17 protein-coding genes and 1 pseudogene are annotated in these 15,461 nt (G+C 71.5%); 10 read left to right on the top strand and 8 right to left on the bottom strand.

Annotation, left to right across the window (positions count from 1 at the left end):
- Position 1: 1 nt before the first annotated feature.
- The 3 genes from IE257_RS18050 to IE257_RS18040 all read left to right on the top strand — a co-directional run bounded on the left by IE257_RS18050 (position 2) and on the right by IE257_RS18040 (position 3,135).
- A complete protein-coding gene (locus tag IE257_RS18050) occupies positions 2-1,813 on the top strand; it encodes an alpha/beta hydrolase (protein ID WP_189969789.1) in 1,812 nt (603 codons plus the stop codon).
- A gap of 152 nt (positions 1,814-1,965) precedes the next feature.
- Positions 1,966-2,430 (top strand): hypothetical protein, encoded by a 465-nt coding sequence (locus tag IE257_RS18045; RefSeq protein WP_308278610.1) that lies wholly within the window; start codon positions 1,966-1,968, stop codon positions 2,428-2,430.
- A gap of 138 nt (positions 2,431-2,568) precedes the next feature.
- Complete coding sequence (locus tag IE257_RS18040; protein ID WP_229920468.1) at positions 2,569-3,135, top strand: HPP family protein; 567 nt, start codon at positions 2,569-2,571, stop codon at positions 3,133-3,135.
- A gap of 129 nt (positions 3,136-3,264) precedes the next feature.
- On the opposite strand, the gene IE257_RS18035 is transcribed toward IE257_RS18040, so the two are convergent.
- The gene (locus IE257_RS18035; RefSeq protein WP_189969785.1) at positions 3,265-3,480 is read right to left on the bottom strand and encodes a hypothetical protein; all 216 of its coding nucleotides are present in this window, start codon (positions 3,478-3,480) and stop codon (positions 3,265-3,267) included.
- 113 nt (positions 3,481-3,593) lie between these two features.
- Positions 3,594-5,921, bottom strand: a complete 2,328-nt coding sequence (locus IE257_RS18030) for a catalase (RefSeq protein ID WP_189969783.1) — start codon at positions 5,919-5,921, stop codon at positions 3,594-3,596.
- Between the two features lie 337 nt (positions 5,922-6,258).
- On the opposite strand from IE257_RS18030, the gene IE257_RS18025 reads away from it, so the two are divergent.
- Genes IE257_RS18025 through IE257_RS18010 form a run of 4 tightly spaced genes read left to right on the top strand, consistent with a single transcriptional unit; the run spans position 6,259 to position 8,396 of the window.
- A complete protein-coding gene (locus tag IE257_RS18025) occupies positions 6,259-7,389 on the top strand; it encodes a YihY/virulence factor BrkB family protein (RefSeq protein WP_189969781.1) in 1,131 nt (376 codons plus the stop codon).
- Complete coding sequence (locus tag IE257_RS18020; RefSeq protein ID WP_372453079.1) at positions 7,373-7,789, top strand: phage holin family protein; 417 nt, start codon at positions 7,373-7,375, stop codon at positions 7,787-7,789. The genes IE257_RS18025 and IE257_RS18020 overlap by 17 nt, the downstream gene beginning before the upstream one ends.
- Complete coding sequence (locus IE257_RS18015) at positions 7,786-8,133, top strand: DUF3618 domain-containing protein (RefSeq protein WP_189969779.1); 348 nt, start codon at positions 7,786-7,788, stop codon at positions 8,131-8,133. The genes IE257_RS18020 and IE257_RS18015 overlap by 4 nt, the downstream gene beginning before the upstream one ends.
- Positions 8,130-8,396, top strand: coding sequence for a DUF4235 domain-containing protein (locus IE257_RS18010; RefSeq protein WP_189969777.1), 267 nt, complete (start codon positions 8,130-8,132; stop codon positions 8,394-8,396). The genes IE257_RS18015 and IE257_RS18010 overlap by 4 nt, the downstream gene beginning before the upstream one ends.
- Before the next feature lie 32 nt (positions 8,397-8,428).
- Here the strand turns inward: IE257_RS18010 and IE257_RS18005 are convergent, their stop codons facing one another.
- The 4 genes from IE257_RS18005 to IE257_RS17990 form a co-directional block, all read right to left on the bottom strand.
- Entirely contained in the window at positions 8,429-9,214 is a 786-nt protein-coding gene (locus IE257_RS18005) for a sulfite exporter TauE/SafE family protein (RefSeq protein ID WP_189969774.1), read from the bottom strand.
- Positions 9,215-9,297: 83 nt separating this feature from the next.
- Positions 9,298-10,269 carry a bile acid:sodium symporter gene (locus IE257_RS18000; RefSeq protein ID WP_189970182.1) on the bottom strand — a complete coding sequence of 324 codons (972 nt, stop codon included), beginning with the start codon at positions 10,267-10,269 and terminating at the stop codon, positions 9,298-9,300.
- 119 nt (positions 10,270-10,388) lie between these two features.
- Positions 10,389-11,177, bottom strand: a complete 789-nt coding sequence (locus tag IE257_RS17995) for a MerR family transcriptional regulator (protein ID WP_189969772.1) — start codon at positions 11,175-11,177, stop codon at positions 10,389-10,391.
- 122 nt (positions 11,178-11,299) lie between these two features.
- Complete coding sequence (locus tag IE257_RS17990) at positions 11,300-11,617, bottom strand: hypothetical protein (protein WP_189969770.1); 318 nt, start codon at positions 11,615-11,617, stop codon at positions 11,300-11,302.
- Between the two features lie 71 nt (positions 11,618-11,688).
- Here IE257_RS17990 and IE257_RS38405 point away from each other — a divergent pair.
- Positions 11,689-11,922: pseudogene (locus IE257_RS38405) on the top strand (TetR family transcriptional regulator); the annotation flags it as partial.
- 85 nt (positions 11,923-12,007) lie between these two features.
- Here the strand turns inward: IE257_RS38405 and IE257_RS17985 are convergent.
- Both IE257_RS17985 and IE257_RS17980 read right to left on the bottom strand, forming a co-directional pair.
- On the bottom strand, positions 12,008-12,304 hold the full coding sequence (locus IE257_RS17985) for a zinc-ribbon domain-containing protein (protein ID WP_189969768.1): 297 nt from the start codon (positions 12,302-12,304) through the stop codon (positions 12,008-12,010).
- Between the two features lie 171 nt (positions 12,305-12,475).
- Positions 12,476-12,739: a helix-turn-helix domain-containing protein gene (locus tag IE257_RS17980; RefSeq protein WP_372453075.1), complete on the bottom strand. Its 264-nt coding sequence runs from the start codon at positions 12,737-12,739 to the stop codon at positions 12,476-12,478.
- A 111-nt stretch (positions 12,740-12,850) separates the two neighbouring features.
- Here IE257_RS17980 and IE257_RS17975 point away from each other — a divergent pair, with 111 nt between their 5' ends.
- Both IE257_RS17975 and IE257_RS17970 read left to right on the top strand, forming a co-directional pair.
- Entirely contained in the window at positions 12,851-13,960 is a 1,110-nt protein-coding gene (locus IE257_RS17975; protein WP_229920466.1) for an MFS transporter, read from the top strand.
- 248 nt (positions 13,961-14,208) lie between these two features.
- Positions 14,209-15,450 (top strand): 4-hydroxybenzoate 3-monooxygenase, encoded by a 1,242-nt coding sequence (locus IE257_RS17970; RefSeq protein WP_189969767.1) that lies wholly within the window; start codon positions 14,209-14,211, stop codon positions 15,448-15,450.
- The last annotated feature ends 11 nt before the right edge of the window (positions 15,451-15,461 follow it).

Here is a 15,461-nt window from a genome sequence, read left to right as displayed (position 1 = left end):
CGTGGACATCGAGGCACTCAAGACGCTCAAGCTGCACGAGTTCGAGGAAGCGGCGACCGGATACCGCTCCACCAGCGACATGGCGAGCCAGGCCAAGGACGCGCTGGAGCAGCGGATCACGGCCCAGATGCAGAAGGCGCTGAAGGGCGTGGCGGTCGACGCCGCCGTCCTTCAGCTGCGCGAGGTGGCGAAGGACTTCCACTACGTCCAGGTCGAGTGCGGCCTGATGGGCACGGCCCTGAAGGCCTTCGTGGCGGACGTGCGCCCGGCGCAGAAGAAGCTGGAACAGGCGCTGTCGGAGGCGGCCGAGCACAAGTTCACGGTGGGCGCCGACGGCTCGGTTGCCTATCCGGCGGCCGGGGAGAACCCGGGCGGTTCGCCGCCGCAGCCCGGCGCGGCGAAGGGGACCCTGTCCGAGCCGGCCCGCGGGATCCTGCGGCAGGCGGGCAATATCGACCCGAACCCGAACTGCAAGATCGCCCAGGACATCGCCAACCGCATCACGGAAGCCGTGAACGAGGCCACCGAGGCGGACCAGAAGTGGGCGCCGCAGGTGCGCAAGCTCAAGGCGGACGACGACCTGGTCGTGTCCGAGGGGGACTGGGCGGACGCCGGGAAGGACATGGAGGGCGTGCGCGGGGCGGGCCAGCACTACCTGGACTCGCTGCCCCAGCCTCCGAAGGACGGTTCGCCGCAGGCCAACGCGGACTGGTGGAAGGGGCTCGACGCCGACCAGCAGGCAGCGTGGATCTCGCTGCGGCCGGACGCCGTCGGCGCGATCGACGGGCTGCCCGCCACGGTCCGGGACGAGGCCAACCGCGCCGTCTTCGACGAGAAGCGCGGCACCTACCAGATGACGCTGAACGGCATCCCCAAGCCGCCCGCCAACGAGTGGACGTGGATCACCGCCGGGATGTACCCCTCCAAGGTGCACACCGACGAATGGATGGCGTGGGACAAGAAGTACGGCGACCAGTACCGGCACCTCACGAACTCCCTCAAGGGCATGGAGAGCATCCAGAAGCGCTTCGACGCGACGGGACAGAACAACCTCCCCGAGGCGTACCTGCTCGGCTTCAGCCCGGAGGGCAACGGCCGCGCGATCGTTGCCAACGGGAACCCCGACACGGCCGCGCACCAGGCCGTCTACGTGCCGGGCACGACGTCCAACCTGGGGAGCATCGGCGGCGACATCGGGCGCATGGAGAACGTGTGGCGTACGGCCACCGACGCGGCCGACGGCAAGCCCGTCTCCACGATCACCTGGCTCGGCTACGACGCCCCGCAGGACATCGTCAAGGACTCGCCGTTCAGCCACTACGCCAATGACGGTGCCCCGGCCTTCAACCGGTTCATGGACGGCCTCGACGCGTCGCACACCGGCGAATCGGATCCGCACCGCACCGCGATCGGTCACTCGTACGGCACGACCCTCATCGGGTCGGCGGCCCGCCAGGGCGACCTGAACGCGGACGACATCATCACCGCGGGCAGCCCGGGCGTCCAGGTCCCCAAGGCGGAGCAACTGGACGTGCCCAAGGGGCACGTCTGGAACCAGGAGGCCGACGGCGACCCGGTACCGGACATCGGCCGCTTCGGACACGGCGGCACCGACTGGGACGGTCCGTGGCGGATCCCGAGCGACGAGGTGTTCGGGGCCAACCAGATGACCACCGGCAGCAATGTCTCCGGCCACAGCGAGTACTGGAAGGAGGGGTCCGAGAGCCTGCGGAACCAGGGTCTGGTCGTGGCGGGGCACAGTCAGGACGTGACCCTGAAGCCGCCGCCCAACCGCTGGGAGCACATGAGGTAGCCGTGACGGCACCGCAGGCCGTCCTCTCCCTGGTCCTGACCGGTCCGACTGGTCCGAACGACGATTGAGACCCCGTTTTGAAGATCAAACCGGGCGCCACGGCGCTCCTGCTCCTTCCGTCCCTCGTCCTCACCACCCTGACTGGATGCAGCATGAACGACTCCGCAGACCCGGACGCGATCCCCGTCGTGGGCACCAGCACCTCGCGTGATGCCGCCGACGCGGTGGAGAAGGTGTCGAGCGAGCTCTACGACCTGCTCGGGGTCAAGGGGAAGGCCTCCGAGAGCCGTTCCGGCGTCACGGAGTGCGAGGGCAAGGACCCGGCCACGTACTTCCAGGTCTTCCACCCGTGGAGCTTCTACCCCGCCTCGGCCGACCAGCTCGACGAGGCGATGGAGAGGCTCAGGACCGAACTGCCCAAGCACGGCTGGAAGGTCGTCCGGTACGAGCCCGACACGAGCCAGGCCAAGAACCTCAACCTGACCGCCGACAACAGCGAGAAGAAGTACAGCGTCAGCATCGTCCAGATGAAGAAGAACGACCCGCCGAAGCTGAGCCTGACCGTGGTCTCCGGCTGCTATCGGGTCCCGGACGGCAAGGAGGTCGAGAGGTTCTGACCCCGGCAGGCAGTGGAGGCTGAACCACAAGGCTGTTGTAGGGCGGTGACAGATCGGTCGGGCAGGGTGGCTGACGGTGCGACCCTCCCGTCGCTCCACCCGATCGTCCCGTGCGCCGCCTTGCCAGGAGCCGCCATCGTGAAAGCTGACTCCGTGCTGCCCCGCGGGCCCGTGCCGGGCCCCGAGGCGCCTGGCGCCGACGTACCGTTCCCGGCGCGGCGCGGGCGCCTGTGCTCCGCCCGGCACGCCGTGGCCGCGGCCCTCCCCGGCGTCAGCGCGGTCACCACCGGCCTGCTGGTGCTAGCAGCCATCGGGGTGATGATCGGCGAACCTGTCCTCATACCCTCGCTCGCCGCAAGCGCCGGAGTCCTCCACAGCACGCCCACGCTGCCCGTGGCCCAGCCCCGGAGCGTCGTCGTCGCGCACCTCCTGGGGGCCGGAGCCGGGTACGTGGTCCTCGCGCTGTTGCCCACCAGTCCCTGGAGCGCGGCGCTGGCCGGAGGGCTGACCTTCGCCGCCACCACGCTCGCCCGGACCCCGCACTCACCCGCCTGCGCCACCGCGGTCGTGGTCGTGCTGCAGACCCCGCCGGCGGTGAGGTTCACCGCGCTGCTGCTCTGCGCCACCGTGGTCCTCGTCCTCGCCGGCCACGCCGCGTCCCGCGTGCGCCGGGGGACAGCCCGGTACCCCGTCCGCTGGTGGTAGCGGCGGCGGCCCGACACGGCCCGACACGGCCCGACACGACACGGCGCGGAGCGGGGAGGGGAGGCCCTCGCGGCCCGATGGCTCGTGCGAATGGGCCGCGCCCGGCTCCTGGCCCGAGCAGGGTGCCGCTCAGCGCTTGCCGTGCTTGCCGTGCTTTCCGTCTTCGCCCCGGCGGTCGGCCGAGCGGCGCTCGGCCTCGGTACGGGAACGGCGCGCAGGGCCGTTCGCGCTGTCGCCCGTGCCGGGGACCAGCGCGTCCTCGGCCTCCTTCCGGGCCGCGCGGTCGCCGCTCTCGCCCGGTGCCTCGGAGGGCGGGGTCGGCTTGCGGGGTTCCGGCTCGTTCATGACTGCTTCCTTTCGTCCGGCGTCCTCGCCGTTCCTTCGTTGCGGGACGCGTCTGATGCGAAGGTCGTGCGTGCGTGGTCCTGTCGTCCGTCCCTGGCTGCGTGGCTCCGTGGCTACGCGGCGGGGAAGCGGTCCCACACGCGGTGTTCGGCGAGCAGCGCCGCCAGCGACTTCGTGGCGGAGGCCGGGTTCGCCGCGTCGACGATGCCGGCGGCGTCGGTCGGGACGCCCGCCTCGTCGAGCAGGGCTGCCGCTCCGTCCCAGCCGCCGATGGCCTTGGCGTGCCGGAACGTCTCCGACACCAGCAGGAGCAGCCGCGGGTCCGCGGCCGGGCGTCGAGCGACCTTGCTCCGACCGCCCTTGCCCCGGCCCGACTTGGCGTCTCGGGCCCCGTCGGCATCGGCCGCGGGTCCGGGCGCGCCGGCGAGGAGCAGGGCGTCGAACTCCGTGGACCGCGCTGTCGCGAAGGTCCGCTGTACGGCGACGGACGCCTTGCCCGTGCCGAGGGCGCCGCCGGTCGGGGCGATCACCAGCGGCGTCATACCGGCCGCGAGTACCGCCTTCCGCGCGGCGGCGACACCCTTCACATCGCTGTCCGGCCCCGCGACGATGCCGACGACCCGACCGTCCAGCGGCCAGGTCCCCCCGATCTGCGACAGGGCAGGACTGGGCTCGACGCGCGCGAGGGGTTCCGTAGCGGCGGGGGCAGGCAGGCCCAGGCCGGCGGCCACCTGCGCGCAGAGTTCGGAGTCGACGTTGGCGAGAACGGCGAGCACGCGTTCCCTGATGGTCTGCTCGGAGCACTTGGACAACTCGAAGGTGTAGGCCGCGACGATGTGTTCGCGTTCCACAGGGGTCATGCTGAGCCAGAACTGGCGGGGCTGGCCGAAGTGGTCGTCGAAGGACTCCGGAGCGGCCCGTTCCTTCTGAGCGGCGGGGAGTTCGACCGGTACCTCGACGAACGCGGCCGTATCCGCGCCCGCCAGGAACGGGCAGCCGCCGTCGAGGCTGTTGGGGCGGTAGGGGGCGACACCCGTGTGCACGGCGGTCTGGTGCATGCCGTCACGGAGCATGTCGTTGACGGGGGCGTGGGGTCGGTTCACCGGAATCTGCCCGAAGTTGGGGCCGCCGAGCCGGCTGATCTGGGTGTCGAGGTAGGAGAAGAGCCGTCCGGCCAGCAGCGGGTCGTCGGTGACGTCGATGCCGGGAACCAGATGACCGGGGTGGAAGGCCACCTGCTCGGTCTCGGCGAAGTAGTTCTGCGGGTTGGCGTTCAACGTCATCAGACCGATCGGCTGCACGGCGGCCAGCTCCTCGGGGACGATCTTGGTCGGGTCGAGCAGGTCGATGCCCTCGAACGTCTGGTCGGGGGTGTCGGGGAACGTCTGGATGCCCAGTTCCCACTGGGGGAAGGCGCCGGCCTCGATCGCGTCGGCGAGGTCGCGCCGGTGGAAGTCCGGGTCCATGCCGGCGGTGATCTGGGCTTCCTCCCACACCAGGGAGTGCACGCCGAGCCGGGGCTTCCAGTGGAACTTCACGAGCGTCGAGGCGCCCTTGCCGTTGACCAGGCGGAAGGTGTGGACCCCGAATCCCTCCATCATCCGGTAGGAGCGGGGGATGCCGCGGTCCGACATGTTCCAGAGGGTGTGGTGGGTTGCTTCCGTATGCAGGGACACGAAGTCCCAGAACGTGTCGTGCGCGCTCTGGGCCTGCGGGATCTCGCGGTCCGGATGCGGCTTCCCCGCGTGGATGATGTCGGGGAACTTGACCGCGTCCTGGATGAAGAAGACCGGGATGTTGTTGCCGACCAGATCGAAGGTGCCCTCGGAGGTGTAGAACTTCGTCGCGAACCCGCGTGTGTCCCGCACGCTGTCGGCCGACCCGCGGGATCCGAGAACGGTCGAGAAGCGTACAAAGACCGGAGTCTCGACGCCTTTCGCGAGGAAGGCCGCCCTGGTGACCTTCGCTGCCGTTCCGTACCCGGTGAAGACACCGTGAGCGGCCGCGCCCCGGGCGTGGACCACTCGCTCGGGGATCCGCTCGTGATCGAAGTGGGTGATCTTCTCCCGCAGGTGGTGGTCCTGGATGAGGACGGGGCCGCGAGCTCCGGCCTTGAGGGAGTGGTCGCTGTCGTAGAGCCTGGCGCCCTGCGCGGTCGTCAGGTACGGGCCCGTCTGGGCGACGGAGGCGGCGGACGCCCCGGCGGCCCGGCCGGTGGGGCTCAGCGGGTCCGGCCCGCGCTGGTCGGCCTTGGGCGGCAGCGGCTCCCGCGGGTCCACGGGCTCGGAGGGTGCGGGCGGCTGCGAAGAGGGCGTCCCCGGGGGCACGTCCTGATCCCGGGCCGCCCGGCGGTTTGCCGCAGAAGCGGTGGTGGCGGCCCTGCCGGACGTCGCCTTCTTCGGCTTTGCCGCCTTCGCCGTCGTTGCCTTCTTCGGAGCCATGATGCTCCCTCCATTGGTCGGGGTCGGGTCGGGGCTGCCGTCGGCCCGGCGGTATCGGGGGCTGGAGCCGCACACCGCGGGCCTCGATCACCGGCTACCCGATATGTCCCGATCAACCCGCAGCGTCGCGAGCTTCCTGTCATGGCCGAGTCCTACGGCGCCGGGCACTGCGCGAAAAACACGGGCCCCCGCGCATCCCGTGCGCCACTGGGGGCACGCGCGAGACAAGGCCCGTCAGCGGGGCGCAGACCCTCCTCCGCGCCCGCGCCCGAACACATCCGAAAGGTTGGAGCCGGCATACGGGCATGAGTGCCGCCGAGACGGAAAGCCGCAGGATATGAAACGCATCCCGATGCCGACGGCTGAAGGCGAGCGCCCGGACACCGGTGTGAACGCCGATGCCGGTCCCGACGCCCAGGTGCGCGAACACGCCCCCGACCGACCCTTCGACCTGCCGAAACGGTCGTGGCGAGCCGTGCTGCGCGGCACGGTGGCGGAGTTCAGGGACGACGAGTTGGCCGACCGCGCAGCGGCACTGACCTACTACGGGGTGTTGGCACTCTTCCCCGCCCTCCTGGTCCTCGTGTCCCTGCTGGGCATCGCGGGCGAGTCGACGACGCGGCGAGTGCTCGACAATGTGCAGAGGCTGGCGCCCGCCTCGGTCCGGGATGTCATCAGCGACGCAGTCGTACAACTGCAGGGTCGCAGCGGCATCGGGTCGCTGGTCGCGGTCGTCGGCCTGGTCGTCGCCCTGTGGTCCGCGTCCGGTTACGTCGCGGCGTTCATCCGCGCCTCGAACGCCGTCTACGACGTCCCCGAAGGCCGGTCGGTGTGGCGGGTCCTTCCGCTCCGCCTTGCACTGACCGTCGCGCTCATGCTCCTCGCCTGCGCGAGCGCACTGATCGTGGTCTTCACCGGCGGGCTGGCCCGGCGGGCGGGCGAGGCACTCGGCATGGGTGACGGCGCGCTCACCGCGTGGTCGATCGCGAAATGGCCCGTCCTGGTGCTGCTCGTCACGACCATGATCGCGCTGCTGTACCGGGCCGCGCCGAACGCCAAGGGCCGGGGCTTCAGGTGGGTCACTCCCGGCAGTTTCCTGGCCCTGCTGATCTGGATGATCGCCTCGGCCGGCTTCGCCGTCTACGTCGCGAACTTCGCCTCCTACAACAAGACGTACGGCACGGTCGCGGGCGTGATCGTCTTCCTGGTGTGGCTGTGGATCACCAACCTCGCCATCCTCCTCGGGCTGGAGTTCGACGCGGAGATGACCCGCCAACGGGCGATCGCGGGAGGCCTGCCCGAGCACGAGGAGCCGTACGTGCAGCCCCGCGACACCAGGGCATGGAGCGACGAGGACCGTCGCCGTATGGAGGGATCCCCGGTCCGGCCCGGCGGCCGGGAGCGGGGCACATCCGACCGACGTGAGGACGAGGTGGAACAACGTGGGCACGATCGTGGAAACGAGTGAACGGACGTACCGCCCCACCGACGATTCGGTGGGCGTGCTGGTATCGCGGGCGTCCCAGCAGATCTCGGAGCTGGTGCGCCAGGAGATGCAGCTCGCGCGGGTGGAGATGACGCAGAAGGGGAAGCGGTTCGGGACGGGCGGCGGCCTGTTCGGCGGAGCCGGTCTCCTCGGCGTCCTGGCGGCCCAGGCCCTGGTGGTGGCGGGCATCGCCGCGCTGGCCCTGGTGCTTCCGGTCTGGGCCTCGGCCCTGATCGTCACCGCTGTGCTCGCCGTGGCCGCCGCCGTGGTGGCGATGGCCGGCAGGAAACAGATCGCGAAGGCCGGTACGCCGGCGCCGGAGCAGGCGATGGACAGCCTCAGGGCCGATGTGGCCGCAATCAGGGAGAAGGCGCACCGATGAGCAGCGATGAACCCACTCCGGAGACACTGCGGGAACACATCGAGCACACCCGCGACGAACTCGGCCGGACCGTCGAGGCCCTGGCCGCCAAGGCCGACGTCAAGGCGCAGGCCCGGGAGAAGACGGCGGCGGTCAAGGCCCAGGCGGCGGAGAAGGCCGCCCTGGTCACCGGACAGATCCGCGACCGGGTCGAACACGCGGCGCACCTGGCGTCCGACAGGACCCCTGCGGCCGCGGCCGCGGCCCGGGACAACCGGACCGCCGCACTGGTCGCCGTCGGCGCGGCCGCCGTCATCGCGTTCCTGCTGGTACGGCAGGTACGGCACGCCAGGGGGCACAAGTGAAGGCGTCGGCGATCGCATACAAGCCGGTCGGGCTGGCCCTGGGCGCCGTCGGCGGCGCACTGGCGGCCCTGGTGTTCAAGCAGGTCTGGAGACTGGTCGAAGGGGCGGACGACGCTCCTGACGCAACCGACGAGGACCGCTCCTGGCGCGAGATCCTGATGGCCGCGGCCCTCCAGGGAGCGATCTTCGCGGTCGTCAAGGCCGCCGTCGACCGCTCCGGAGCGGTCGCCACGCGGCGCGTCACGGGCACCTGGCCCGGCTGACCGGTGACCGGTCGTCCGGGGGACGGTGCAGGTCAGGTGAGGGCCTGGACGGCGTAGAGGGCGCCGATGGCGGTGGCGAGGCTGCCGAGGAGGAGTCGCAGAAAGGTCTCGGGGAGGCGGGGCTGGAGATGCGCTCCGAGGTAGCCGCCGACCAGTCCGCCGAGTCCGCAGGCGATCCCGAGCGGCCAGTCGGGCGCGACCGATCCCTGCGCGGTCAGCGACAGGAGGGCGTACGTGATCGCGCCGACGACCGAGGTGACGAAGGTGGAGGCGAGCGCGGCCGGGGCGACCTCGGCGACGGGCGTACCGCGCCCGGCGAGGATCGGGCCGAGGAGGGAACCGCCGCCGATGCCGTAGATCCCGCCGACGGTCCCGACCACCAGGGCCAGACCGCCGGTCGACCGCGCGGACAGGTGCCGTACCGGCCGCTCCGCGCGGGGCGGCCGCAGGGTGCGCCAGGACAGCCACAGGCCCAGCGGCAGCAGGAACACGGCGATCAGGAGACGGAAGACGGCCGGTCCGGGGACGGCGAATACGCGGATGAGGGCGCCCAGGACGACTCCGGGGACGGTTCCGGCCAGCAGCAGGCGGGTCAGCGGCCCACCGAGCCGGCCGGCGCGGGCGTGGCGCAGGAGCGCGCCGGGTCCGGCGACGACGTTGTAGAGCAGGTTCGTCGGCGTGACCGCGGGGGAGGGCACGCCCAGGACGCTCACCTGTACGGGCAGCAGGAACACCGCTCCGGATACCCCGGCGGGGGCGGTCACCACGGAGATGACCAGCCCGGCGGCGAAGCCCATGAGGCCGGAAGCCCAGTTCACTGTATGACCGCTGCGTAGATCATCGGATCAGTATCGGTGACCGGCGCACCGACCCGTTTCGCTTCGGTGGCCCTTGCGGGTGGTCAGTGCGCGGCGGACTCGGACCTCACCGATGGCGGGTCGGGGATCAGGCGGGGCACGGTGCGGACGTAGACGACCATGCCGATGACCTCGACGAGGGTCTGGGTGACCACGACCACGGCGGCGATGGCGTAGGGGGCGGGCAGCGCCAGCGCGAGCGGCAGGACGACGAGGGAGTTGCGGGTGGCGCCGGTGAAGACGACCGCTCGGCTGCCGGGGACGTCGAGTCGGAACAGCCGGGCGACGGCCTTCCCGGCGAAGGCCATCACCATCAGGAATACGGCATAGCAGGGGATGACCGCGGCGACGACGCTGAGGCTGCCGTCCAGCTCGGGAATCTGCGAGGCGACGACGGTCAGCAAGGTCGCGGCCATCAGCGGGACCATCGTCGTCGTCGCGGAGTCGGCCACCTTCTGCCCGGCCGGGCGGCTCGCCGCCCATGCCTGCAGTGCCCAGGCCAGCGCCAGAGGGATGACGATCAGGACGACGAAGGCCTCCGCGAACGGACCGGGCTCGACGATGTCGGTCAGGTCGGAGCCCATGAACAGGTACAGGAACCCCGGCAGGAGCAGCATCTGCGCGACCAGGAGGAGCGGGGTGGCGGCCAGCAGGCGGCGGCTGGAGCCGCCGGCCAGGCCGGCGAAGACGATCACGTAGTCGACGCACGGGCACAGCAGTACCAGCAGCACCCCGACGCGAACGGCCTGATCTGCCGGCAGGAACGTGAACATCGCGGCGACGACCAGCGGCACCACCACGAAATTCACCACCAGGGCCGCTGCCAGAAACCGGCCGTCGCGCAGCGAGCGCAGCAGCTCGGTGGCCGGGACCTGGAGGAAGGTGACGAACAGCAGCGCGCCGAGGACCGGGTTGATGGCGTGTTCCAGCCCGGGGCCGGCGGCCGGGGCCAGCCGGCCCAGGAGACCTCCGGCCGTCAGCGCCGCGAGGTAGATCGCGACCTGGTGGTGTTCCATCCGCTCCACCGGGCCGTGCGGTCCCCGCTGCGACACCGTGACCGCTCCCTCGTACTCATGCCCGGGCCACCGGTCCATCGGCCACCGGCCCATCCTCACAGGTGGCCCATCCTCACAGGTCACCCCACCGGATCGGCCACAGGCGAGGATGCGGGCGCTCCGAACAGTTCGGCCAGCGTCCCGGCGGCGCTCTCGGGCGCGCGCACGTCCAGCCGGATGGCGGCTGGGGCCAGGTGCAGGGTGAAGCCGGAGAACGCGCAGCAGCCCTGTTCTGCCGCGGCCAGCGCCGCGATCCGGCCGGCGAGTTCGGCGTCCGGCGGGAAGGACAGGCGCAGCCCGTCCTCGATGTCCTCACGCCGGCCGGCGAGCGCGATCAGGGCGCGCCACTGTTCCGTTCGCTCGCCCAGCTCGGCGGCGTCCAGGGTGCAGACGACCGGGGCGGCCCGCGGCGCCTCGCGGTCCCTGGGAGGGAGCGCCACCGGCTCCGCCCCGGCCGCCGGTGCCCCGGCGGGGGCGCAGCCGCAGTCCGGGCCACAGGCACCGTCCGGCACCGGCCCGGACAGGGCGGCGCGGACGCCGGACAGACGCTCGGAGAAGTCGCGCAACTCCACGACCCTGATGTCGGTGTCCGTGATCCGGGCGGCGACCAGCGGCAGCATCCGGGCCCGCACCGAAGAGCACACGCCCTCCTCGCGGATGTCCAGGAGGGCGCGGATCTCCTCCAGCGCCAGACCCAGCAGCTTCGCCGAGGAGATGAGCGCGAGACGTTCGACCGCGTCCTCGCCGTAGACGCGGTAGCCGGCCGCGGTCCGCCCGGCGGGCAGCAGCCCGGCACCCTCGTAGAAGCGCAGCGTCGTAGCGGGAACGCCGGAGCGTTCGGCCAGCTGCGAGATCCGGTAGGTCGTCATACCTCGACGCTAAACCTTCAACCCGACTCGAAGGTCAAGACCACCTGCCCGAAGCACCGGCTTGACCCACGGCACGAGGGTCGCCGGGGAAATGCGCCACTGCGACACCCTGCGCCCGTGCGTCACGGTCCGGCGATGCCGGTGATCACCGGGTCCCCCAGCGGGGCGGCTTCGGCCGTCAGTCCGACGGAGCGGAGGGCCGCAGTGGCCAGGTCTCGTGCTCGGGCCTCAGCGGTTGCCGTATCGGCGGCCTCGACCTCCAGGTGCAGGCTGAAGGCCGACGAGTCCGGGTAGAAAGTGAGGAGGTCCAGGTCTTCGGCCACGCCCAGGTCCGTCTCGCGCGGGTCGGATCCGCGCAGCGCACGGGTGAGTTCCGTGCGCGCCTCGGGCGTCAGCTCGGTGAGAAGGGTGCCGGGGAGTGTGACAACGTAAATGGTCATAGGGACACAGATGCCCCGACATCGCGGGGACACTCGTGCCCTGCGTCCCATACCGACGTTTGGCCGAACCCATCGCCGGCCTGCCCGACCCCGACCATCCGGCCCGTCGGCTGATCGAGAACCACAAGGCCGATCAGCGGCGCCGTCTCACGGCCATGTGCGAGCGGGCCGGCTCGCACGTGCCCGATGACGTCTCCGCAGAGATCACCTTCCCCCTGGAAGGTGCCCAGATCTGCACGCAGAACGGCAGCGTCGACCGTGCGGGAGAAAGGCTCGTGGCCGCGGTCTCGGCGGTCCTGGACAGAGGGGCGCGGCGCGGGAGGAATGAGCCGCGCGGGCAGGGGGTGGCGCTCCGCCGGAGAGGCGCTCGATGCGCTCGAAGGCGGCCGATCAGGTCCCGGGGTGCCGGTACGGCTGCTGCGGCTGCCCGTACGCCTCGCCGCCGGCCGCAGCTGCGGTGTGTGCCTGCGCCTGCTCGGCCCACTCCTTGGTCACCTCCTGCTCCATGCCGCAGAAGGTGCACTGCGTCGCATACGCCGTCGAGACGGGGAACAACGGCACGAAGAACAACGTGAACTTGGTGACGTGCTTCCTGAGCGTGTGTGCGGCGGAGTAGCCGCAATGACGGCATACCAGCGTGAGTATCGCGAGCTGGTACAGGTATACCTTGGTGCCAAAGATGATCATCAGTTCGGCCCTTCTGGGCTCACTGCCCACTTCCGGGCGGGAGACGGACGCAGACCGAGGCGCTCTCTCGCATTTTCCCAGACGACGCCCGGAGCCGCCCAGGGGCCCGCTTCCTGCATGGATGGGCCCCTGACGTCCGGCCGGCCTCGGCGCGGCCCGTCCGGGTTCCGGTCACCCGGCCCTGTCCGCGCGGAAGGCGCGCCGGTAGGCGGCGGGCGTGGTGCGCAGGGCCTCGTGGAAGCGTCGGCGCAGATTGACCGCCGAGGAAAGGCCGACCCTGCGGGCGATGGTCTCCACGGGCAGGTCCGTCTCCTCCAGCAGCGCCCGGGTGGCGGCGATCCTGCGGTCCAGCAGCCAGCGTCCGGGACTGATGCCCAGCTGCTCGGTAAAGCGCCGGGTCAGTGTGCGGGCCGACACCTGTGAGCGGATCGCCATCTCGGCGACGCTGACGGGCTGGTCCAGCCGCCCGGTCAGCCACTCCAGCAGCGGGGCCTCGTCCTCGGCACCTGGACCGGGACGTTCGTCCTCCTGGTCCTCTTCGGCGGGGTGTTCGCCGACCGGTTCGGCGCGCGCCGGATGATGGTCGGCGCGGACCTCGTCCGGGTGCTCACCCAGGGCGTGCTGGCCGCCGCCTTCTTCGCCGGAACGCCGCCGTTCTGGCTGCTGGTGACCTTGGCGGCACTGGCCGGTGCGGCCGTCGCGATGTTCCTGCCCGGCGCGAACGGGATGATCCTGCAGGTCGCCCGCGAGCCGCAGCGGGCCAACGCCACGCTCAAGGTGGCCGACGCGCTCGCCCACCTGCTCGGCCCGGCCCTGGCGGGCCTGCTGATCGCCCTGACCAGCGCCGGGACCGTGTACGCGATCGACGCGGGCACCTTCGTGCTCAGCGCCCTGTGCCTGGCGTTCATCCGGTTCGCACCCGGCGAAGCGCGCACGGCTACCGCGGCCGACGGCGATGTCGATGCCGGCGCCGACGTCGGTGCCGATGCCGGTACTTCCGTCGTCGATCCCCCTTCCGCCCGCACCGGTGGTTCGCTCCGCCGCGACCTGCGCCGGGGCTGGCAGGAGTTCCGCGCACGTACCTGGATGTGGACGGTCATCCTGATCTGGATGGGCTACGGCGTGCTGGTCTTCGGCCCGCTGGTACCGCTCAGCTCCGCGCTGGTCGGCGCCCGGCTCGGCCCGAACGCGTACGGCCTGGCAGTCTCCTGCCTCGGCGCCGGAACGGTTCTCGGCGGCCTGCTGGCCATCCCGCTGCGCCCGGCCCGGCCGTTGGCCGCCGGTACCGCGGCGATGGCGCTCTACACCGCGCTGCCGCTCTGCGTCGCGCTGGGCGCCGACCTGCCGCTGCTGCTGGCGGGACACGTTCTCGGCGGCGCCGCCATCGCGTTCTGGTCGGTGATGTGGGCAACGAGCGTGCAGACCCACACCCCGCCGGGGGTGCTCAACCGGGTCACGGCGTACGAGCTGGCCGGCTCTGTCTCCGGGATCGCACTCGGTCAGTTACTGGCGGGTCCGGCCACCGCACTGGCTTCCTCCGGCCGGCTGCTTCTGGTGTCGGCGGGTGCCTGCCTGGTGGGCTGTGCCGCGCTGTTCGCGACCCGGCGATCCGCACCCTGCACCGGGCCGCACCCACGCACAACGGTGCACGGGTGACTGCCGTGCGGGTCGGGCGTTGAGTGAGCGCGGACCGATCGCCCACCGCAGCCTCCGGAAGCGCCGGGGCAATGCGGGAGAGTGCGCTCGCCTCCGCACGCCCGGCGCGCACCACCGGCCGGCCGCGGAAACCGGTCCCGGCCCTGCCGCCAACGGGCCGGAAAACCCAGGGCGATTGTCACTCTATTCCCACCTAAGGATGGCTTGCGTAGGTACGTGGATCTTCGCGTGCTTATGCTTCACCCGCTATGACGGAAAGTCAGAACTCCCGCACGTTACGTAGATCAGCCGACGTGGTCGTCCTCGGCGCCGGTCCCGCCGGACTCGTTCTCGGAATCCTGCTGCACAGCGCCGGGATCGACTGCGTGATCCTGGAACGCGCCTCCCGCAACCACGTTCAGACCAGAGCCCGCGCCGGATTCCTCGCCCCGAACACCGTGCGGATCCTGGACCGCCACGGCCTCGCCGACGGCCTGCACCGGCACGGCCACCGCCACGGCACATGCGAATTCCGCACGGAGGACGGCCGGTTACGCCTCGACTACGGTGCCCTGGGCCAGGGCCAGCAGCACCACGTCTACCCGCAGCAGAAGTTGGTCACCGACCTCCTGACGCACTACCTCGGCCTCGGCGGACGCATCCACTTCCACACCGAGGCACTCATCGTGAGTGACGCCGACACCGGCACCGGCACCGGCACCGACGGCGCCCGGCCGTCGGTCACGACGCGCGAGCCCGACGGCCGTCCCACCCGGTGGACCGCCCGGTACGTCGCCGGCTGCGACGGCCGGTACGGGGCGGCCCGCCGCTCACTGCCGCCGGGTGCCGTCCGCCGCCACCACCACGACCACGGCGTGACCTGGCTCGGCCTGCTCGCCGAGACCCCGCCGAGTCTCGACGCCGTCGGCTACGCCATCCACGACCGCGGCTTCGCCGGACACATGGCCCGCACACCGGACGTCACCCGCTACTACCTGCAGTGGCAGCGCGGCACACCCGCCGACGCCTGGCCCGAGCAGCAGATCTGGGACGAGCTCGACCTCCGGATGCGCGCCGCGGACCACGGCCCGCTGCGACGCGGCAGACTCCTGGAACGCGGGGTCTTCGACCTGACCTGCGACGTCGTCGAACCGCTGCGCCACGGCTCGCTCTTCCTGGCGGGCGACGCGGCGAGTCTGCTGGCCCCGGCCGCCGCGAAGGGCGCCAACCTCGCAGTCCTGGAAGCCGAGATGCTGGCCGAAGCCCTCACCGCCGCCCTCACCCGGAACGACACCGCGGGACTGGACACGTACTCGGACCAGTGCCTTGCGCACATCTGGCGGGCGCAGGAGTTCACCGGGTGGATGACCCGGCTCCTGCACGCCACCCCCGACCGGGACCACGATGGCGGATCGTTCTTCCACGCCGCCCTGCAGCGTTCCCGGCTCGCTTCGCTGCGCACCTCGCGCGTCCACCAGGACTGGTTCGCCGAGAACTACGTCGGCGTGTGACCGTCGCGGGC

Origin of the sequence: Streptomyces avidinii (genome assembly GCF_014650695.1) — a bacterium.
GTDB lineage: Bacteria > Actinomycetota > Actinomycetes > Streptomycetales > Streptomycetaceae > Streptomyces > Streptomyces avidinii.
This window is presented reverse-complemented; position numbering and strand designations above follow the sequence as displayed.